The sequence below is a fragment of the Campylobacter concisus genome, assembly GCF_902460575.1.
In the GTDB taxonomy this organism is placed as follows: domain Bacteria; phylum Campylobacterota; class Campylobacteria; order Campylobacterales; family Campylobacteraceae; genus Campylobacter_A; species Campylobacter_A concisus_AW.
Map to the genome: position 1 here is coordinate 791,889 of NZ_CABPUY010000001.1, position 20,954 is coordinate 812,842.

The window sequence follows — 20,954 nt, forward strand, 5'->3', positions numbered from 1 at the left end:
CTAATGGCGCTTGAAAATGGCGAGATACCAAGCGGACTAAAAGAGCATGTTTTGAAGGTTGTTATTATTTAGACTTGCCTAAATTTAACATTACAAAGCCAAATTTAAAAGCCTTAAATTTTACTTTTTAGCCCTCTCTTTTGGCTCCTCTTCTTCTACCGTCTTATTTGCTTCTTGCTCTTTAAACTCTTCAAAAAGCTCATCATATCTAGCCTTAGCGTTTTCATAGACGCCAGATGGCAAGGTGATATTTAGATCGTCCTTTAGGCTAATCACGTCATCGCAGGCGTTTTGATAGCCAAGGTCGCAGCTTTTCATAAAATAGCTCACTCCAAGCTCGATATTTGAGTGCTTTTTTAGATCACTATCCATCTGCTCGTTTATCTCTTCATTTACAAACATATCGCCCAAAGCCTCGCACGAAAGCACATCTTTTTGCTCGCAACCATCGTAAAAAATTTCATACGCAGTTGCGTAGTCTCCGGCGCTTCTAGCCTCATTGCCCCTGTCGTAGTCATCGATGTCAAAGCCTGAGGCTAAGCTTAAGATTAAAGATAAAAAAACTATCTTTTTCATATAAAACTCGGTGCGTCGTTTGAAAATAGTATAAGATCGCCAGCGTGCGTGTTTTGGGCTAAAATTTCTTGCATTTTGTTCTTGTCCTTTAGGATGATGATCTTTGGCTTTACGATGTGTTTTAGCAGAGTTTGGGCGTTTAGCGAGCTTGTGATGATGACGAGGTCAAAAATTTCATTTATCACCTTGGCCAAATTTGCATTTTGCTCCGCATCGCTCTCGACGATACCAGGCGTTAGCAGCACTTTTCTGCCAGCGTAGGTGCTTACAAGCTCGTAGCTTGCACTCATGCCTGAGAAATTTCCATTGAAGCTATCATCGATTATCAGCTTGCCGCCAGCCTCGATCTTGCTTAGACGGTGCTCGACGTTTTTCATCTTAGATAGCGCACTATCTATCGCTTCATCGCTCATTTTTAGGTATCTTGCCACCTTGATGCAAACGGCTAAATTTGTAGCGTTAAATTTGCCAAGTAGCGGCGAGGCGTAGTTTTTGCCATCAAGCATAAATGAAATTCCATCTAAATTTGCGTTTATATCTTTTAGGTTCTCATCGTAAATTTCTAAATTTTGGCTTGGCTCTTTTTTTGTCGAGCTATGTAAAAATGCCATTTGCAAGCGAGCGCTTTGAAGTGCCTCGAGCTTTGTCGCGCGGATATTATCAAGCGTTTTAAAGTACTCAATGTGTTGCGCGCCGATCTCGCCAACGATTACGATTTGTGGATTTAGAAATTTAGTGATCTCTAGGATGTCGCCCTTTAGTCTAGCGCCTGCTTCTGCGATGTAAATTTGCGTTTGCTCGCTTAAATTTTCGTTGATATCTTTGATGATGCCAGCCATTGTATTTACGCTGCGTGGCGTTTTGTAGCAGACAAAGCTATCTTTTAAAATTTCAAATAGGAAATTTTTGATGCTCGTTTTGCCGTAGCTTGCGGTGATTAAGATGATCTTTAGCTCTTTGTTTGCGCCAAGTTTTTTAAGCGCCTTGTTTTTAAAGCCTTGAAATTTGATCTTTTCTAAAATTTCACTAAAAAATAGGCTCACGACCAAGACAAAAAGTGGCATAGGAGCCAAAAACGCCTTGTGGATGATGAAATTTAAAGCGTAGTTTAAGATGATAGCGCAAGCAAGGATGGCAAAAAAGTGCTTGATCCTGCTAGTAAAGACTAGCTTTTTATCAAGTTTTTTATGCCAAAGATAAAGGGCTGGCAAAAGTGCAAAGTAAAAATAGATAAAAAACCACTTGCCAGTCGTGTAAAATAGCACCAAAGGCACGATGAAGAAAAAGACGTGCCAAGCGGGCTTTGTGAAGTGAAAGAGCACACGCTCGGGCCTATATGAAAACCACTGAAAGCAAGTGATCACATAAAAAGCAAGCGCAAAGATAAATAAAACTGTGCTTAGACTTAAAAATATACTCATATTATCTCCTCGATCCCGCTCTCATCGTCATCTAGCACGACATTTTTTGCTTCATTTGGCTCAAAATTTATCCCTTTTTCTATCTCGTCACTTATAAATTTAGCGTGAAGCAAAAAGAAAAAATGATCGCCACTAAGCGGGAAAAATGAGCTATTTTTGATAAGCCTATCTATGCTCTCGCCGCTTGTTACAGGCGTTGCCTTGTCATTTTCACCCCAAAATATAAAAGCCCTGCCCCCAAAGTCAGCAAAATGCTTTGTAAAGTCCTCATCAACGACGTTTTTTAGGGTTTCATACATCACTCTGCTCATGCCACTCACATCTTTTGTGGCAAAGAGTTTATAAAATTTACCAAAGCCAAATATCTTTAAAATTTTAAAAATTGCTATCTTTGCTCGCACGATAAATGGCTTTTTGACGACTATGCCAGCAGAGCTTAAAAGCACTAGATATGGCGGTTTTAGAAGCGTTGCGACCTTGCCACCAAAGCTATGTCCTGCAATGATGTCTGGTTTTATGCCAAGCTCAGCGCAGAAATTTGCAACGATTTTTGCGTAGTCACTTGTTCTTAAAGGCTTAAAAATGGAGCTTTTGCCAAAGCCAGGCATATCGATATAGACGTGACAAAAGTCATTTAGATAGTGCCCAAAAGCCTTCTTCATTATCTCTTTGTTTGCGCCCCAGCCGTGCAAGAAGAGCACTATTTTTTTGCATTTTGGATTTACTACTTCGTAGCTGATCTCGTACTCGTCTGAGCCGTATTTTACCGCCCTACTCGCCATCGTTTTCTCTCTTTTTAGCAGCGTAAATGCTCTCTAGCACGCTTACAGCCTCGCAAAGGCGCTCATACTCCTCCATATTTAAAAGGACTGCTTCAAATTTATTGTTTTTAACGATGACGGCGCGCTTTAGCTCGCTAGCTCCCACACGTGAAAGGACAGAGCTAAAATTTCTAACCACCTCGGTTGCCGTATAAATTTCATCTTTTGTAAAAGTTACCATTGTCGCTCTTTATGTAAAATTTTACGTAAAATATCACAAACTACTTTATATATCGCTAAATAACTAGAGCTTGCCGCTACCTTTTACCGAAGTGATAGAGTTTATAAATTTATAATCAATCTTTATCTCACGCTCTTTTGGAAGTGAGTTTGCAAGGGCATTTAGCGTGCTCTCAAAGTCATCAAATAGATAGTTTGCAAGGCTTCCTGGGTTTGGATTGATCTCGTTTAGATAGACCTCGTCATCTATCACGAAAAAGTCGCATCTAATGATCGCTCCGTCAAATCCACAATCATAAATTTTAGAAAAGTTAAATTTAAGCTTTTGCTTTAGCTCCTCAGAAATTTCCGCCTCTTTTACCTTATTTTCATTTGAAAAACTTAGATATTTTTGCTCATAGTCAAGAAATTCTTTCTTTTTTGGCTCTTCGACGATAGAAAATTTGATCTTTCCATCGATCCTGCAGCCTGCAAGGTTATACTCTTTGACGCCTTTTATAAAGGGCTCTACTAAAACGTCTTTGTCAAATTCAAACGCCACGTCTTTTGCGTAGGCAAGCTCACTATCATCATGCACGACGCTCACGCCGATGCTGCTGCCTAGCCTTGCTGGCTTTAATATAATAGGATAGTGAAATTTTGGCTCGCTTTGTCGAGTTAGCATCTCATAGTCAAGCGCCTTTACGCCAGCTTTTTGCGCTAGAAATTTAGTAAGCTCTTTGTTGTAGCTAAGCGCGCTTGCTTCAAGCCTTGGACCTATGTATTTGACCCCGTAAAAGTCAAAAAGTGCAGCTATCTTGCCATCTTCGCCGTCCATGCCGTGGATCAAATTTATGATGACGTCACATTCAACTTTGTTTGCGCCAAAAAGTGAATGCGCGTAAAAGCCGCCCTTTGCTAAAGATAGCTTCTTTGAGTTTTTGTATTTGCCAGAGCTAAAGAAATTTGCCCTCATATCTTTTTGCTCGATTAGGTAAAAGTCCCTATTTGCATCACAAAATATAAATTTTAGCTCCTGTTTTAGGACGTTTTTTAAAACTATCGCGCTTACTATGCTTATCTCATGCTCAAAACTCTTTGCCCCAAATATCACGCCTAAATTCATCTTTTTTATCCTTATCCTAGTTTTTTAAGTGCCTCTTTTATAAGATCGCTCGTGTTTTCACTCTTACAATCAGGCAAAATTTTCACTATCTTTTCACGCTTAAAGCCAAGTGCCTCAAGTGCCAAAAGCGCCTCATTTTGGTAGCTTGGCACACTCTCGTCGCTTATTAGTTTAGCGTCACTTAGCTCGGCAATTATCCGTCTAGCAGTCTTTGGTCCGATGCCTGGCACGCTTTTAAATGTGTCTGCATCGCCGCTTATTATGGCATTTGTAAATGCCTGCGAGCTAAGGCTTGAGCAAACTGCCATCGCTGTACTTGCTCCTATGCCATTTAGCTTGATAAGCATCTCAAACATCTTTTGCTCATTTGCATCTAAAAAGCCGTAGAGTAAATTTGCGTCCTCTCTTATGATCTGCGTTATGGCAAGCTCGACCTTTTCGCCTTTGCTAAGTTTTGCTGAGCAAAAAAGCGAGATGAAAATTCCATAACTTACGCCGCTATTTGTCTTAAGCACGGCAAATGCAGGGTCTTTTTTCGTAACGACGCCTTCGATTGCTTTTATCATCATTTAACCTTTTGTTCCATGAAATTTATATCCGCGTAGTCTTCTAGCTTGTTTGACTTTTTGATCTTGTATTCGACCTCGCCGCCGTTATCAAATTTATCTAGCGTGATGACGTGGGCGGTCTCGTTTTGTTTTGAGATGTAGGTGACGTTTTGCGGAGGATCGACGATGACAAACCTTATCTCATTTAGCTCGACCCACGTGCCTCTATTTATCACTTTGGCTGAGAATATGCCATTTTGCATCATCTCAAGCTCATCTTTTAGATCAGAAAGCAGTTCTTTTTTCTCTTTGAAAATTCTAAGCAAGGTGTTGTATTCATTTACAAGCCCTTGATATTCTTTTAGCTTTTTCATAAATGTAACTGGCGGTATCACTTTGGCCTTTGATAGCTCCTCGATCTTAGCTTTTATCGTATAGATCGAGTCTTTGTTCTCATTGATGACATTTTTCTTGCTCTCTATATTTTTAAGAAGTGTTGAGAGTTCAAGCTTGGTGCTCTCTATCTTGCTTAACTGATCTTGAGTAGCTTCCGCACTCTCAGGCATCTTGCTAGCGTCAATGATAAATTTATTATCAGTGCCTTTTAGATATCTAACGTCGATTAGGTGCGAGGCTGTGATGGTACAGTTTGAACCAAGCGTGTCTATCTGGATATTTTGAGCTGTTATCGAGCCACCAACTACGCTATTTATCTTCACTCTTTTTGCTATGACCGTGCCACCTTCTAGCCTATCTATCTCGACGCTTTCAGCCTCTACCTTGCCGATGTGGATAGAAATTTTGGCGTGTTTGGCATAAATTTTAGCCTTTTGGTGAGTTTGACCGCCGATATTTACATCATTTGCCTTGACCATCGCATTTGCGCCGACGTTTCCTTTTACCTCGATCTCATCAGCCTCCACGATGATGCCAGTGCCGATAGCGTCTTTGATCGTGTCAGTCTCACGAACTACTAAAGTGACGTTTGTGTCGGTGCCTGCTTGGATAGAGCCAGTTGTTTTAAAATTTGCTTCATTTATCTCTATACGCTCCTCTATGTCAAAAGAGCCGTTTTTCTCGACCACGTAGCCTGCTTTTTTAGCGATATATTTTATACTTTCATCATTTTCTACGCGCTCGATATTTTCGCTTATGCTTATCTCTTTTTCGCTCTCTTCTTTTGGCTTTGCAACCTCTATAAGCTTGCCTCTTACATCGCGTCCATTTGCGCCCTCGTGTGACTTTTTCTCCTCCATTATCACTTCATCTTTTGCCACGCCAAAGACAAAGCCCCTATCAGCGTAATCAACCTTATCTTCTTCTTTTATATCATCAAGCTTATCTTTATAATAGTATATGATCTTTGCGTCGATCGCCTTTTTAGGGTTGATGCCCTGGGTTAAATTTAGCGTGTAGTCCTTGTCAAGCTCGCCTTTTACGTGGATTATCGAGGCGATTTGTTTTAGCTCCTCTTTTAGCTTGCCGATCCTTATGCCTATTAAAATTTGAGCCTTCATAAGCTGCTTGGCGATGTATTCATAAAGCTTATCTTCGTAGTGCTGTTCGTATTCGCACTCTTTGCTCGCTCTAACCTTTGCGATGACCTTTGTGATGGTTGAATTTACGCCGATATCGATCTTTGGCAGCTTTGGCGTGGCATTTAGCCTAACGTCAAAAAACTCCACGTCATAGACCTGCTCGATCTCTAGCGTCTCGTCAAGATAAAATGTGTTGTCATCAAAAAAGCTTAAATTTTCTTCAGGGACAAAAACTGGTTCGACGTTGTCTTTATTTTTGTAGTAAGTTAAGATATTTGAGAGTTTAAAATCTATAAATTCTACCGGCACGCTGTATTGTTTGCTTAGCTCTTTAAGCGATAGATAAGGTGTTGAAGTTTGAATTTGCGTTGGCGGTAAAAATCTCTCGTTTTCTTGCACGTTCTCGCTCAAATTTGATCCATTTCACATAAAATTTTGGCTCTTATTATCTCTAAAACTTTATTAAATTTGGGTTATGTAAGCTTTAAAGCATCTTTTGTTACTATTGCGTTTTAAATTTACTAGGTGGGCGATGTTTATAAAAGGCTTTTTTTCAAACTCAGTTGGCATCATGACTTCAAGGATTTTAGGACTTATAAGAGATCTTTTAACGGCTTCTATCCTTGGTGCTGGCATATTTAGCGACCTCTTTTTTATAGCATTTAAGATACCAAATTTATTTCGCCGCATCTTTGGCGAGGGTGCCTTTACGCAAGCATTTTTGCCAAATTTTGCAAATAACAAGAAAAAAGCGATCTTTCAAGCTGAAATTTTCATCAAATTTCTACTTTTTATAGGCGTTTTGACGCTTCTTGTAAATTTATTTACCCCCTACTTTATAAAGATCATCGCAAGCGGCTTGAGCGAGCAAAATATCACAGACGCAGTGCCACTTGTGCGTATAAATTTCTACTATCTAGCGCTTGTCTATATCGTCACTTTCATGGGTGCGCTACTTCAGTATAAAGGGCACTTTGCAACGACTGCATTTTCTACTGCGCTACTAAATTTAGCCATGATCGCTTCACTACTTTTGGCTCGTGGCAAGAGCGAGAGCGTGGTTGCGCTTTATCTTAGCTTTGGCGTCGTTGCAGGCGGCATTTTGCAGGTTTTAGTGCATCTAATCGCTATGAAATTTAACGCCCTAAATAAAATTTTTTGGGGCGGTCTAAGCGGATATTTTAAGGGCAAAAGAGCGCAAAGCAAAGGATTTTTTATAAATTTCTACCACGGCTTACTTGGCTCAAGTGCGATGCAGATAAGCGCATTTATGGATACTTGGTTAGCTAGCTTTTTGGTAAGTGGCTCGATAAGCTACCTCTTTTATGCAAATAGAATTTTCCAGCTCCCGCTTGCCATCTTTGCGATCGCGCTCTCTCAGGCACTATTTCCAAAGATCACTAGACTTTTAAAGCAAAAAGACGAAGCAAACGCCCTAGTTTGGACAAAAAAGAGCTTTTATCTGCTCCTTTGTGCCCTGCTAGCAGCCACGATCACAGGCGTTGTGCTAAGCGAGTTTATCATCTGGCTTTTGTTTGAAAGGGGAAATTTCGTAAGGGCAAACACGACCGAGTGCGCCAAGGTGCTAAGCGCCTATTTGGTGGGGCTTACGCCATTTGGACTGGCTAAAATTTTCTCACTTTGGCTCTATGCAAATATGAAGCAAAAAGAGGCAGCCAAAATTTCTATCATCTGCCTTGTGATAAATTTGATCCTAGCAGTCATTTTGATGCAGAAATTTGGAGCTGCTGGCCTTGCATTTGCAAGCTCGCTTGGGGGATTTTTGCAGCTTATTTTATATATAAGAGCCTTTGGAGCTAAGCGATTTTTAGCTATAATCGAGCCTAAATTTATAGCCGCTATCTCTGTTGCGGCGGTTTTGCTCTATTTTGGTTTAACATTTTTAAAGGATATATTTAATGCGAATTTTTGATACTTCTAAAAGAGAAAAGGTTGAGTTTAGCCCTATTAAAGATGGCGAAGTTAGCATCTATCTGTGCGGTCCGACGGTCTATGACGACGCGCATTTGGGACATGCAAAGTCAGCCGTTAGCTTTGATCTTTTAAGAAGGGTCTTAAAAGCGCTTGGCTACAAGGTCAAATTTGCAAGAAACTACACCGATATCGACGATAAAATTTTAAATAAAATGGCGCAAACCGGACAAAGCCTAGAGGAGATCACAAACAAATATATAGCACACTACGAGAGCGATATGGGTGCTTTAAACGTGCTTGATCCAGACTTTAAACCAAAGGCTACGCAGTGCTTGGAAGCGATCATTAGCTACATCAAAGTGCTTATGGATAGAGGTGTGGCGTATAAAACGAGCGATGGAATTTACTTTGATACGAGCAAGGATAGTGGATATTTTAGCATTAGCGGCAAGGATAACAACACCGATCTTATCGCGCGCGTGGCATGTTTTTGCGAGAAAAGAGATGAAAAAGACTTTGTTCTTTGGAAATTTGATGAGAAATGGTATGAGAGCCCATTTGGCAAGGGTCGCCCTGGCTGGCACACCGAGTGCGTGGCGATGATAAGGGAGTTTTTAAGCGACAAAGAAAATGATAAATTTGAGATCGACATCCATGCTGGTGGCATCGACCTGCTCTTTCCACACCACGAAAACGAAGCTAGCCAGTGCAGATGTGCCTATCACAAGAATTTGAGCAAATACTGGATGCACAATGGCTTTATAAAAGTAAATAATGAAAAGATGAGTAAGAGCCTAAATAACAGCTTTTTTGTAAAGGACGCCCTAAAAAACGTTCATGGCGAAGTGCTTAGATATTACTTGCTTACGAGCCATTATAGGGCTCATTTTAACTATTCAGATGAAGATCTAGTGGCTTCAAAAAAGAGGCTAGATAAAATTTATCGCCTCAAAAAAAGGGTCGATGGCGTGCAAGCAGGCATAACAAATGAGAGCTTTAAAAGTGAGCTACTTGAGGCACTAAGTGATGATCTAAACGCTTCAAAAGCGCTTGCAAGCGTCGATGAGTTTGTAAAAACGGCAAATGAAAGACTTGATAATAACCCAAAAGATAAAGCATATAAGGCCGAAGTGGTGGCAAATTTAGAGCTCATAGGCGAAATTTTAGGCATTGCTATCACAAACTATGTGGAGTATTTTCAGTTTGGCGTAAGTGACGAGCAAAAAGAGCAGATAAAAAGGCTTCTTGATGAGCGCGCGGTAGCTAAAAAAGAGAGAAATTTTGCAAGGGCTGATGAGATAAGAGATGAGCTAGCAAAGATGAACATCTCTATCATGGATACGCCAAATGGCGCAGTTTGGGAGAGAAATAATGAATAATTTTGGCTTAAAAGATGTGCTAAAGCGCTTTGGTCCATATTTTAAAGATTATATCCCACACTTCATCTTTGCCATCATCGGCATGGGGCTTGCCAGTGGTGGAACGGCGGTAAGTGCCTATCTCGTGGAGCCTGTGCTAAATAAAATTTTCGTCGAGAAAAACGAAAAGCTACTCTACATCTTGCCTTGCGCCATCATCGCGATCTACGTTATAAAAAACATCGGAACCTTTATGCAGGCCTATTTTACGGCATATATCGGGCAAGATACCATTAGGAGATTTCGCGAAAAGATGGTTGCAAACCTTTTAAATTTAGATATGGACTTTTTCAACGAATTTAGAACTGGCGAGCTAATCAGCAGAACAACAAACGACATCGACCGCATAAGATCGATAGTCTCAAGCATCATACCTGAGCTAACAAGAGAGTCAGTCACCATTATAGGGCTTCTTTGTGTTGTTGTTTATCAAAGTCCAAAGCTGGCGTTTTTCGCCCTTGTCGTCATGCCAGTGGCGATCTATCCGATCTCGCGCCTTGCTAAAAGGATGAAGAAAATTTCAAAGCAGTCGCAAGAAAAAACATCAGACATCACATCTGCGCTTAGTGAAATTTTTACAAATATTGAGATAATCAAGGCAAATAACGCCCAAAAATACGAGCATTCACGCTTTGTTGATGAAAATAATAAATTTTTTAGGCTAAATTTAAAAAGCGTCAAAATCGAGCAGCTAGTAAGCCCACTAATGGAGACCATAGGCTCAATAGGCGTGGCAGCGGTCATAATAATAGGTGGTAAAGACGTCATCGACGGACAGATAAATATGGGCGCATTTTTCTCGTTTTTAACAGCGCTTTTCATGCTCTACACCCCGCTAAAACGCATCGTAAATATCTATAACAAGATGCAAGATGCCATCGCAGCAAGCGAGAGGACGTTTTTCTTGATGGATAAGGTAAGCCAGATAAAAGATGGCGAAAAAGAGCTAAACGAAGAGATAAATTTGATCAAATTTAACGACGTCCGCCTAAGCTACGGCGACAAAGAGGTCTTAAAAGGGATAAATTTAGAGGCAAATAAGTCAGAATTTATAGCCCTTGTTGGCTCAAGTGGCGGCGGAAAAAGCTCGCTTATGAATTTGCTTATGAGATTTTACGACGTAAATGGAGGAGAAATTTTGATAAACGGCATAAATTTAAAAGATATCAAAATTCACTCACTTCGCCAAAATATCGGTCTTGTAACCCAGCGCGTCTATATCTTTAACGACACAGTTGCTAAAAACGTAGCTTATGGCAGAGAATTTAACGAAGATGCCGTGATAAACGCACTAAAACTAGCCAATGCCTATGAGTTTGTAAGCAAGCTTGATGATGGCATAAACACTATCTTAAATGAATTTGGCACCAACCTCTCAGGCGGCCAAAGACAGCGCATCGCCATAGCTAGAGCGCTTTATCAAAATCCACAAATCCTAATCTTTGACGAGGCTACCTCTGCACTTGATAACGAGAGCGAAAAAGAGATCACAAAGGCGATAAATAATCTAAGAAGCAAAAAGATCATCTTCGTCATCGCTCACCGCTTAAGCACGGTTGAAAATGCCGATAAGATCGCAGTTTTAAGTGATGGCAAGATCATTGATAGCGGAAGCGACGAGGAGCTTAGCAAAAGAAATGAAATTTATGCAAAACTTAAGGGCAAAGCCTTAGTTTAAGGCGATTTTTGCTAAGATTTGCGTAAATTTTTAGGCATTTTAAAGAGGTTAAAATGAGCTTAAACTACGATACTTTAAAATCTATATTTTTCAAATTTGATCCTGAAACTGCCCACAAGATCGCTGAAGTAGCGATGGTTGGGGCAAATAAAATCTTCCCTGGCTCGCTAAGCTTTTTAGCGCACAAATGCGTGGTCGATGACAATGCGCTAAAACAAAATTTATTCTCAAGCACCTACCACAACCCAGTTGGCATAGCTGGTGGCTTTGATAAAAACGCCACGATGTTTGAGGCGCTAACGGCTCTTGGCTTTGGGCATTTAGAATTTGGCACATTTACGCCAAAACCGCAGCCTGGCAATGCAAAACCTAGGCTTTTTAGGCTCATAGACGAAGAGAGCATCCAAAATGCGATGGGCTTTAACAATGAAGGCTGCGAAGCTATCAAAAATAGAGTAAAAAAGATCTATCCTTTTACCATACCGATCTGGGCAAACATTGGTAAAAACAAGGTTACGCCAAACGAAGATGCGATAAAAGACTATGAAATTTTAGTAAGAGAATTTAGTGAAATTTGCGACACATTTGTCATAAACGTTTCATCGCCAAACACGCCAAATTTAAGAGCACTGCAAGATGAGAGCTTTATAAAAGAGCTTTTTAGCGTCATTTTGCCACTTACTAAAAAGCCGATCATCTTTAAGATAGCTCCTGATATGAGCCACGAAGATGCGATCAAGCTTTGTAGCTGCGCGGTAGAAAACGGCGCTAGTGGCGTGCTTGTTTCAAATACAAGCGTTGATTACTCGCTCTCTCACTCGTCAAATTTAAAAGATTTTGGCGGACTAAGTGGCAAGGTGATCGCCAAAAAGTCAAAAGAGATGTTTAAAGCCGTGGCTGATGAGCTTTATGGCAAGACGACGCTTATCGCATGTGGCGGCATAGATAGCGGTGCAGAGGCATATGAGCGCATAAAAATGGGGGCAAATTTAGTCCAAATTTTTACAAGCTTTATCTTTAAAGGGCCGATGATCGCAAGAGATATAAATTTAGAAATTTTAGAGCTTTTAAAAAGAGATGGCTTTGCCTCTATCAGCGAAGCAGTCGGCGCAGACGTTAAAAAATAGAGGGCAAGAGATTGATAAAATTTAATAAATTTAAACTAGAAAACGGACTTGAAATTTATCACGTGCCAGTAAATCCTGGCTCAAAAGTGATAAGCGTCGATGTCTTTTATAAAGTTGGCTCCAGAAATGAAGTGATGGGCAAAAGCGGCATCGCTCACATGCTAGAGCATCTAAATTTCAAATCAACCAAAAATTTACGCGCTGGGGAGTTTGATGAGATCGTAAAGGGCTTTGGCGGTGTAAATAACGCAAGCACTGGCTTTGACTACACTCACTACTTCATAAAAGCCTCAAATGAAAATTTAGACAAAACGCTTGGTCTTTTTGCCGAGCTTATGAAAAATTTAAGCCTAAAAGATAAAGAATTTCAACCAGAGCGCGAGGTGGTGCACGAAGAGCGCAGGTGGCGAACGGACAACAACCCTATGGGATACCTCTACTTTAGGCTCTACAACCACGCATTTATCTACCATCCATACCACTGGACGCCGATAGGCTTCATAAAAGATATCGAAAACTGGAAGATCGCTGATATAAAAGAATTTCACTCTACATATTATCAGCCAAAAAACGCCATTTTGATAATAAGTGGCGACATCGGCAAAGACGAGGCATTTAAGCTGGCTAAGAAAAACTTTAGCAGCATAAAAAATAAAAGAGCCATACCAAAACTACACTGCAAAGAGCCTGAGCAAGACGGCGCAAGAAGAGCCATCATCTACAAAGATAGCCAAACGCAAATGCTAGCTATCGCTTATAAAATTCCAGACTTTAGGCATGCTGATCAAGTGGGGCTAAATGCGATAAGTGAATATCTAGCCACTGGCAAAAGCTCCATTTTACAGCAACGCCTAGTCGATGAGCTAATGCTTGTAAATCAAATTTACGCTTACAATATGAGCTGCGTTGATGAAAATTTATTTATATTTTTAGCAGTTTGCAACCCAGATGTCGAGGCTAGCGCGGTTGAGACTGAAATTTTAAAGATCATAGATGATCTAAAGAGAAAGCCGATCGACAAAGAGGATGTTTTAAGAGTTAAAAATTTGATAAAAACTGATTTTATCTACTCATTTGAGAGCGCGAGCAAGGTGGCAAATTTATATGGCTCATACCTTGCTAGAGGCGATATAAAGCCACTTTACGAGCTTGAAAAAAATATAGATAAGATAGATGCAAAGCTTTTAAAAGAGATAGCAAATAGATATTTCAATGAAAAAACTAGCACGACAATAATCTTAAAAAAGGAATAGACGTGAAAAATTCGCTTCAAGGTGCGATGACAGCACTAGTTACGCCATTTAAAAACCAAAAAATAGACGAAGTCAGTTTTGAAAAACTGATAAAAAGACAGATAAAAAACGGTATAGATGTCGTTGTGCCAGTTGGAACAACAGGCGAGAGCGCGACTCTAACGCATGATGAGCATAGAATTTGCATCGAGATCGCAGTAGATGCATGTAAAGGCACAGATGTCAAGGTGCTAGCTGGAGCTGGCAGCAACGCCACTCACGAGGCTATCGATATCGCTAAATTTGCCCAAGCTCACGGTGCTCACGGCATCCTATCGGTCGCTCCTTACTACAACAAACCAACACAAGAAGGGCTTTACGAGCACTACAAGGCTATAGCAAACAGCATAGAAATTCCAGTACTTCTTTACAACGTCCCAGGCAGAGTTGGCGTAGATATCTTGCCAGCGACCGTTTTTAGACTTTTTAAAGATTGTAAAAATATTTTTGGCATCAAAGAGGCAACAGGCAGCATCGATAGATGTGTCGATCTACTAGCTCACGAGCCTGATTTAGTAGTCATCAGCGGCGAAGATGCGATAAACTACCCTATCCTATCATACGGTGGCAAGGGCGTCATCTCAGTCACTGCAAACCTCTTGCCAGATCAAATTTCACAGCTTACTCACCTTGCGATGAATGAAGAATACAAAAAAGCAAAACTGATAAATGACAACCTCTATACGATAAACAAAACGCTCTTTTGCGAAAGCAACCCGATACCGATCAAAGCGGCGATGTATCTAGCTGGGCTGATCGACTCTTTGGAGTACCGCTTGCCACTTTGCAAACCGAGCAAAGAAAATTTTAAAAAGATCGAAGAAGTTATTAAAAATTACGAAATAAAGGGATTTTAATGAAGGACACACTAAACGAATTTAAGGGTAAAACGCTAGTCATCAGCGGCGGTACTAGAGGCATCGGCAGAGCCATAGTCGAAGAATTTGCAAAAGCTGGCGTAAATATCGCATTTACTTATAACTCAAACGAGGAGCTTGCCAAAGAGCAGGCAAAAGAGCTTGAGGCTACATACAAGATAAAAGCTAGAGCCTACGCGCTAAACATCCTTGAGCCAGAGACTTATAAGGAGCTATTTTTAAAGATAGATGAGGACTTTGATAGGGTTGATTATTTCATCTCAAACGCTATCATCTCAGGTCGCGCGGTAGCTGGCGGATACACTAAATTTATGAAGCTAAAACCAAGAGGTATAAATAATATCTTTACTGCAACTGTAAATGCCTTTGTCGTAGGCGCGCAAGAGGCTGCAAAACGCATGGAAAAAGTGTGTGGCGGCAGTATCATCAGCCTAAGCTCTACTGGAAATTTAGTCTATATCGAAAACTACGCAGGCCACGGCACAGCAAAAGCAGCCGTTGAAGCGATGGCAAGATACGCTGCGACCGAGCTTGGCGAGAAAAATATCCGCGTAAACGTCGTAAGCGGCGGCCCTATCGAGACAGACGCTCTAAGAGCCTTTACCAACTACGAAGAGGTGCGCGATATGACGGCAAAGCTTAGCCCGCTAAACCGCATGGGACAGCCGACCGACCTAGCTGGAGCATGTCTATTTTTATGCTCATCTAAGGCTAGCTGGGTGACTGGACATACATTTATAATAGATGGTGGCACGACTTTTAAATGAGAGTGGAATTTCTAAGCATAAAGGCATATTTGTGAGCTTAAATTTACCAAATTCACTGGCATTTTTTAGGATACTGCTAGCTCCGCTTATGTTTTTTATGCTCGTAAACGCCCCTAGCATCTTTACGCAAATCCACATGAGCTGGATAAACTACTTCGCAGCCCTCATCTTTGTGATCGCCTCAGTCACTGACTTTTTTGATGGCTACATCGCTAGGTGCTGGGATCAAAAGACCAAACTAGGCGCGATCCTCGACCCACTAGCTGATAAGATGCTGATCTTAGCTGCATTTTTAGGCCTTATGATGCTTGGTAGAGCGAGCGCTTGGGCTGTTTATCTCATCTTGGTAAGAGAGTTTTTTATAACTGGCTTTCGAGTCGTGATGGCAAGTGACGGCGTCGAAGTCGCAGCTTCGATGGCTGGCAAGGTTAAAACCGTTTCGCAGATGTTTGCGGTTGGATTTTTACTGATGAGCTGGCCTGGTGGCGAGCTTTTGCTATGGATAGCTGTTGCGCTCACGCTTTATTCTGGGTTTGAATACATTTTTGCCTACGTAAAAGCGATGAAAAAGAGTTAAATTTGAGCTACGAACTAAAAGAGATCATCCTAAAACGCGTTGCAAATTTAGAGCCAGCACTGCAAAAACAAGCCAAAAAACTAAATCAAAAGATCATCAACACAAATTTCTATCACGATGCTAAAAATTTAGAAAAGATCGGCGGTGTGATCAGCCCCGAGCTAAACGAATTTTTATTAAGCTGCGCTTTAGAATACGACAAAACTCATGCAGATAAATTTGATACGTTTGATAACGACGTAGAGACTTTGCGTGGCATTTGGAGCGCGATGAGCTTTTCAAAAAGCCCTGAAATTTTAGACTATCTAAGCACGCAGGTCACTCGCTCGGTATCGCACCGCTCGTTTGCGCACAGATATATCTTTGAAATTTTACGCTTGCAAGAGAGAGCCGGTCGTTCGCATCCGCTACTTGCAAAGCTTTATGACTATTATGATGGCTTGCAAGTAAAACTGCCTATATATGAGCTTTTGCGCCGTATAGGCGTAAGCCCTGCTGATCCTTATGATTTTGACATCTCGCTAAATGCTGTAAATTTTGGCTACTGGTTTAGCAATCAAGGCTTAAGTGATGAGGAGTTAGCCAGTAAATTTCACTTAGAAATTCGCCTTTTTGCGCCATTTGTGTATGACCACACATTTGAGATAGAGCTTAGAAACGACGCTGTGCCAAGGGCTAGAATAAATTTTAACGATGAGGGCATGAGTTTTTTGCAAGAGCTGCCAAATGATATTTTGCCCCGCCCTGATATTTTAAATTTAAAGCCATTTATTGATCAAATAAAGTCACGTTTTGATCTGAAATTTGACCTAAACGATAAAGATAAAACTTATTTTAGCCTCAGCAAAGGGCTAAATAGAGCCAAAACACTCTCTTGGCTAAGAGAAATTTTCGCCTAGATGGCAAGGCAAATTTGAGAGTAAATTTATAAATTTTGGCTAAAATCTCATCAATTTTTCAAAAAAAGGTAAGTTTTGAAAGGCATTCTCTTCACGCTAGCCCTGCTTTGCCTTGGGCTTTATGCGTATTCGTTTTATTTTTTAGTGACCGTTTTAGCCATTAGTTTTCTCATATTTTTCCATGAGCTTGGCCACTTTTTAGCAGCAAAAATGCTCGGCGTCAAAGTAAATACCTTTAGCATCGGCTTTGGCGAGAAAATTTACACCAAAAACGTTGGTGGCACCGACTACTGCCTAAGCGCGATCCCACTTGGCGGATACGTGCAGCTAAAAGGGCAAGACGACACCGACCCAAAGGCCAAAAACTGCGACGCTGACAGCTACAACGTGCTAAGTCCGGTAAAGCGCATTTACATCCTCTTTGCAGGGCCATTTTTTAACTTTATCCTAGCTTTTTTTATCTACCTTTTGCTTGGATTTATCGGCGTTGAAAAACGTGCGCCGATAGTTGGATATATAGTTGAAGGTTCGGCAGCTGCGAGCGCTGGCATAGCAATAAACGATAAAATTTTAGAGATAAATGGCGTAAAAATAAACGAGTGGGACGAGATCAGCAAAAACGTAAAGCTTGAACCTAGCGCCATTTTAATAGACCGCAACGGCTCGTCACTAACTATAAATTTAACGCCAAAGATAGGCGAGACAATAAATCCTTTTAATGAAAAGATAAAGCAACCACTGATCGGCATCAAATCAAACGGCGAAGTGGTAAAAATTTATCACACAGGTTTAGAGAGCCTAAAATTTGCCTTTGGCGAGACGATCGAGGCTTCAAAGCTCATCTTTAAAAGCTTTGAAAAGCTAGTCGTTGGAGCTGTGCCGCTAAAAGAGGTCGGAGGCATCGTGCAGATCGCCGATGTCACTTCAAAGGCCGCTAAGATCAGCCTTAGCGTGCTTCTAACCATCGTAGCGCTCATCTCTGTAAATTTAGGCGTGCTAAACCTCTTTCCTATCCCTGCGCTTGATGGCGGGCACATTTTATTTAACATTTATGAACTAATTTTTAGACGCGAGATAAATGAGCGAGTGCTTGTTACGCTTACCTACTGTGGCTGGGCGCTGCTGCTTGGCATAATGGTGCTCGCGACCTTTAATGACATTATGAGATTAAGCGGAGGTTTATGATGATAGTTTTAAAAGAGCTGCTTGAAAAGATAGAAAATTTAAGAAAAGACGTGATGCTAATAGCCGTTAGCAAAAATGTGACATGCACTGAAGTAAGGGAGCTTTACGCACAAGGGCAAAGAAATTTTGGCGAAAACAGGGTCCAAGAGCTAGCCAAAAAAGAGCAAGAACTACAAAATTTCACTGACATTAAATGGCACATGATCGGACGCCTGCAAAACAATAAAATCAATCAAATGATAAGTCTAAAGCCGACACTTTGGCAAAGCTGCGATAGCTTCGAAAGAGCCCTAGAGGTCGATAAAAGGCTCAGCTATAAGCTAGACACCCTACTTCAGATAAACTCGGCCGACGAAGATACAAAGCAAGGTGTGAGCGTCGCAAATGCAGCTGAAATTTATGAGCGCATCCAAAGCGAGTGCAAAAATATAAATTTAAAAGGCGTGATGAGCATCGGAGCGCATGTGGATGAGCCAAAAGAGGTGCAAAAGAGCTTTGAGCTAACATATAAAATTTACGAGAGCCTAAAGCCAAAAGGCGCAACTATCTGCTCGATGGGCATGAGTAGCGACTTCGAACTAGCGATAAAATGTGGCTCAAATATGATCCGCCTTGGGACGATGCTATATCTATAAATTTGTCCCTCTTGGGGCAAATTTACCTTTCTACTCCTTTTTAAATTTTAATCTAAGTTATATAATTTTATAATGTGATTAAATAAATTTTTAACGATAAAGGAGTAAATGTGTTTAAAAATTTTATTCTAACTGCTGTTGCGATCTTGTTTATCTCGGGTTGCGGTAGAGCTGAAAAGATAGCTAGGATCGAGCAAAAATGCGCAAATAATGAAGTTACATATTGTTTGAAATTGGGCAAAATTTACAGCAGACGAGATGTAAATAAGGGCACAATGTACTATCAAAAAGCTTGTGATCTAGGCGATAAAAGGGGTTGCTATAGACTTGCGGTTTTACTAAACTCAAAATCAATCAACTCAAAAAAAGACAATGAAACGATCGTAAAATCACTAACTAAATCATGCGATCTTGGCACGCCAAAAGCTTGCTTTGAGCTTGGCGAATACTACGAAGATGACCCAAAAATGCAAAGCAAAGCAAATGAGCTATTTGTAAAATCATGCGAGCAAAGATTTGGTCTTGCTTGCTATAAGTTAGCTGACTTTTACGGCGAGAAAAACGATGCAGCCACTCAAAAAAGCTACCTAGAGCTAGCGTGCAAATACCGCTATAAAGTAGCTTGCGAAGAAGTAGGCGAAGATAAAAAATAAATAACATTTTTTGTGGGGGCATATCCCCCCCCCACACTCTTTTAATATCAAATTTGCTGGAACACCTTTTGCTTTAAACTATACAAGAAGCTAGGAGGCAAACCATGAATGATATTAGCATCTTAAGCACAAATGTAAATTCATACACTAAGCAACAGCATAAGCAAAATAGATCTTTAAATTTTAGTGATCTTATAAAGCAAAGTGTTAAAGAAGAAAGCAAGAAACCAAGCCAAGAACCTGCTAAATTTACTTATACCACTTCTTCACAAAACAGCCTCATCTCTTTAAATTTTAACGATCTTCAAGCTTATGGCTACACAGTAGATAAAGCTGGCTTTATGGGAGCTGATTTTAACAAAGCTGCAGGTTTGCCACAGGACTTTAAAATCCACAAAAGCACGCTTGATGAGCTTAGTCGATTTGCCGAGCGTAACCATGTGCTAAATCGCATCAAAAGCAAGGACGAGCAGATAAAGATCTTTGACAACATCGATATGGCCGACACCATAAAGCACTACTACAGACTATTTGATCAAATGACCTCTGCTTTAGGTGATGATAAAAAGAGTTACACCCTTGCAGATATAGACAAACTACCAAAAGGTTACAGCACAAAAGGCACTCACTATGACGCCAAAGGACATTTGCTAAAAGATCTATCAAACTCTACTATCTCAAACATCTACTCTAGCACCGATGAGCTAAATAGCGCTAAGTCTCTAAGTAAAGAACTATCAAGTGCAGGCGTTAGGCTCATAGTAAAAGAGGTTGATTTTACGATGAGCGAAGCAGGTGATGAGTTTAGTTTTAACCCTGATATGTCGGTATATCAAGCAGATGAAGGTTATAGCAAAGAAGCTCTTTTCATGGGATTTTTGCGCAGCTCTAGACCACTACCAAGTGATAGTGCAAAGACTAAGCTTAGCGGCGCTGCCTTAAATGATATCTCAAGCACTGGAGAGCATAAAGAGTACTTTGTGGATTTTGAAAAAGTGGGTAAAGATAGTGAGAGCATAAAAGCGCTCATAAAAGAAAGACTTAAAGAGCTAACTCTTTTAATGTATGCAAGATCAAAGAACACTAGCGCAGAAAGTGTTACCTCAAACGAATATGAGAAATTTAAGCAAACTAGCGAGGATATAAATTCTCTAGCAAATTCTTGGAGTGAGAGGATAAGCTCTATCAGTAAGACTTTTGTGTAGAGATAAGCCATATATAAACTAAATTGTTGAAAGGTCGATTTACCAACTAAGAAAATTTCACTCAAATAAATTTTGAAAAATCATTGAGTAATTTAAAATTTACTAAGGATAGTAAAATGCAAATTTCTAGCTCGCCATATCCTTATCTGTCTAGAGAGCATATAGCTAGTGAGATGGGGTTTAAATTTAACGATATAAACGAGATCCTTGATAACAATATGGGATATGGTATGAGCTTTCCTAAATACGCAAGGCTAGACAGAAAAGCTCAAGCTGCGGCTTATGATAGGCACATATATCCGCTATCTGGCTTTACAAAAGGTGATGAAGCAAAAGTCACTATCATAGGAAAGCTTAGAGGCTATGATCCTGATTTTACAAGCGAGCAGTTGTCAGATCTTAAAAATTTCATAAATGAAAGCAAGGGTTTGTTTGTTGAATACATACAAGGTCAGCAAGCAAAACCAGACAATGATAAGCCAAAAATTTTAAGAGATACCCCATACACTGTAAATG

At 40.4% G+C, this 20,954-nt stretch carries 21 protein-coding genes; 14 read left to right on the plus strand and 7 right to left on the minus strand.

The genetic code is table 11. From position 1 onward, the window contains the following. Positions 1 to 120: 120 nt before the first annotated feature. The 7 genes from F3G76_RS03975 to F3G76_RS04005 form a co-directional block, all read right to left on the minus strand. Positions 121 to 576 (minus strand): SEL1-like repeat protein, encoded by a 456-nt coding sequence (locus tag F3G76_RS03975; protein WP_149705977.1) that lies wholly within the window; start codon positions 574 to 576, stop codon positions 121 to 123. Next, positions 573 to 1,997 (minus strand): Mur ligase family protein, encoded by a 1,425-nt coding sequence (locus tag F3G76_RS03980; protein ID WP_149705978.1) that lies wholly within the window; start codon positions 1,995 to 1,997, stop codon positions 573 to 575. The genes F3G76_RS03975 and F3G76_RS03980 overlap by 4 nt, the downstream gene beginning before the upstream one ends. After that, a complete protein-coding gene (estV, locus tag F3G76_RS03985; protein WP_149705979.1) occupies positions 1,994 to 2,779 on the minus strand; it encodes an EstV family lipase in 786 nt (261 codons plus the stop codon). The genes F3G76_RS03980 and estV overlap by 4 nt, the downstream gene beginning before the upstream one ends. Further along, positions 2,769 to 2,999, minus strand: coding sequence for a type II toxin-antitoxin system Phd/YefM family antitoxin (locus F3G76_RS03990; protein WP_002942153.1), 231 nt, complete (start codon positions 2,997 to 2,999; stop codon positions 2,769 to 2,771). Before F3G76_RS03990 ends, estV begins: the two co-directional genes overlap by 11 nt. A 63-nt stretch (positions 3,000 to 3,062) precedes the next feature. Continuing rightward, entirely contained in the window at positions 3,063 to 4,103 is a 1,041-nt protein-coding gene (locus tag F3G76_RS03995) for a D-alanine--D-alanine ligase (protein WP_149705980.1), read from the minus strand. An 11-nt stretch (positions 4,104 to 4,114) separates the two neighbouring features. Beyond that, positions 4,115 to 4,669: a Holliday junction branch migration protein RuvA gene (gene ruvA, locus F3G76_RS04000; protein WP_149705981.1), complete on the minus strand. Its 555-nt coding sequence runs from the start codon at positions 4,667 to 4,669 to the stop codon at positions 4,115 to 4,117. Further along, positions 4,669 to 6,600, minus strand: a complete 1,932-nt coding sequence (locus F3G76_RS04005; RefSeq protein WP_149705982.1) for a flagellar assembly protein A — start codon at positions 6,598 to 6,600, stop codon at positions 4,669 to 4,671. Before F3G76_RS04005 ends, ruvA begins: the two co-directional genes overlap by 1 nt. A 121-nt stretch (positions 6,601 to 6,721) precedes the next feature. Between F3G76_RS04005 and murJ the strand changes: the two genes are divergently transcribed. The 14 genes from murJ to F3G76_RS04075 form a co-directional block, all read left to right on the plus strand. Then, positions 6,722 to 8,122 (plus strand): murein biosynthesis integral membrane protein MurJ, encoded by a 1,401-nt coding sequence (gene murJ, locus F3G76_RS04010; RefSeq protein WP_149705983.1) that lies wholly within the window; start codon positions 6,722 to 6,724, stop codon positions 8,120 to 8,122. Beyond that, positions 8,109 to 9,503, plus strand: coding sequence for a cysteine--tRNA ligase (cysS, locus tag F3G76_RS04015; RefSeq protein ID WP_149705984.1), 1,395 nt, complete (start codon positions 8,109 to 8,111; stop codon positions 9,501 to 9,503). Before murJ ends, cysS begins: the two co-directional genes overlap by 14 nt. Further along, a complete protein-coding gene (locus F3G76_RS04020) occupies positions 9,496 to 11,220 on the plus strand; it encodes an ABC transporter ATP-binding protein (protein ID WP_149705985.1) in 1,725 nt (574 codons plus the stop codon). Before cysS ends, F3G76_RS04020 begins: the two co-directional genes overlap by 8 nt. A gap of 53 nt (positions 11,221 to 11,273) precedes the next feature. Further along, positions 11,274 to 12,347: a quinone-dependent dihydroorotate dehydrogenase gene (locus tag F3G76_RS04025; RefSeq protein WP_149705986.1), complete on the plus strand. Its 1,074-nt coding sequence runs from the start codon at positions 11,274 to 11,276 to the stop codon at positions 12,345 to 12,347. Between the two features lie 11 nt (positions 12,348 to 12,358). Beyond that, positions 12,359 to 13,600 carry a M16 family metallopeptidase gene (locus F3G76_RS04030; RefSeq protein WP_149705987.1) on the plus strand — a complete coding sequence of 414 codons (1,242 nt, stop codon included), beginning with the start codon at positions 12,359 to 12,361 and terminating at the stop codon, positions 13,598 to 13,600. A gap of 26 nt (positions 13,601 to 13,626) precedes the next feature. After that, a complete protein-coding gene (dapA, locus tag F3G76_RS04035) occupies positions 13,627 to 14,496 on the plus strand; it encodes a 4-hydroxy-tetrahydrodipicolinate synthase (protein WP_411160711.1) in 870 nt (289 codons plus the stop codon). After that, positions 14,496 to 15,284: an enoyl-ACP reductase gene (locus tag F3G76_RS04040; RefSeq protein ID WP_149705989.1), complete on the plus strand. Its 789-nt coding sequence runs from the start codon at positions 14,496 to 14,498 to the stop codon at positions 15,282 to 15,284. The genes dapA and F3G76_RS04040 overlap by 1 nt, the downstream gene beginning before the upstream one ends. After that, positions 15,262 to 15,861: a CDP-diacylglycerol--glycerol-3-phosphate 3-phosphatidyltransferase gene (gene pgsA / locus F3G76_RS04045; protein ID WP_223227405.1), complete on the plus strand. Its 600-nt coding sequence runs from the start codon at positions 15,262 to 15,264 to the stop codon at positions 15,859 to 15,861. Before F3G76_RS04040 ends, pgsA begins: the two co-directional genes overlap by 23 nt. A gap of 2 nt (positions 15,862 to 15,863) precedes the next feature. Continuing rightward, positions 15,864 to 16,760 (plus strand): hypothetical protein, encoded by an 897-nt coding sequence (locus F3G76_RS04050; RefSeq protein WP_149705991.1) that lies wholly within the window; start codon positions 15,864 to 15,866, stop codon positions 16,758 to 16,760. 75 nt (positions 16,761 to 16,835) lie between these two features. Beyond that, a complete protein-coding gene (rseP, locus tag F3G76_RS04055; RefSeq protein ID WP_149705992.1) occupies positions 16,836 to 17,945 on the plus strand; it encodes an RIP metalloprotease RseP in 1,110 nt (369 codons plus the stop codon). Beyond that, complete coding sequence (locus F3G76_RS04060; RefSeq protein WP_188116259.1) at positions 17,942 to 18,580, plus strand: YggS family pyridoxal phosphate-dependent enzyme; 639 nt, start codon at positions 17,942 to 17,944, stop codon at positions 18,578 to 18,580. Before rseP ends, F3G76_RS04060 begins: the two co-directional genes overlap by 4 nt. 110 nt (positions 18,581 to 18,690) lie before the next feature. Further along, positions 18,691 to 19,233, plus strand: coding sequence for a tetratricopeptide repeat protein (locus F3G76_RS04065; protein WP_087581604.1), 543 nt, complete (start codon positions 18,691 to 18,693; stop codon positions 19,231 to 19,233). 104 nt (positions 19,234 to 19,337) lie between these two features. Further along, positions 19,338 to 20,438: a Cj0814 family flagellar-dependent secreted protein gene (locus F3G76_RS04070; RefSeq protein ID WP_223227406.1), complete on the plus strand. Its 1,101-nt coding sequence runs from the start codon at positions 19,338 to 19,340 to the stop codon at positions 20,436 to 20,438. Positions 20,439 to 20,554: 116 nt separating this feature from the next. Further along, positions 20,555 to 20,954, plus strand: a 400-nt coding sequence (locus tag F3G76_RS04075) for a hypothetical protein (RefSeq protein ID WP_188116563.1), incomplete at its 3' end; no start/stop codon positions are given.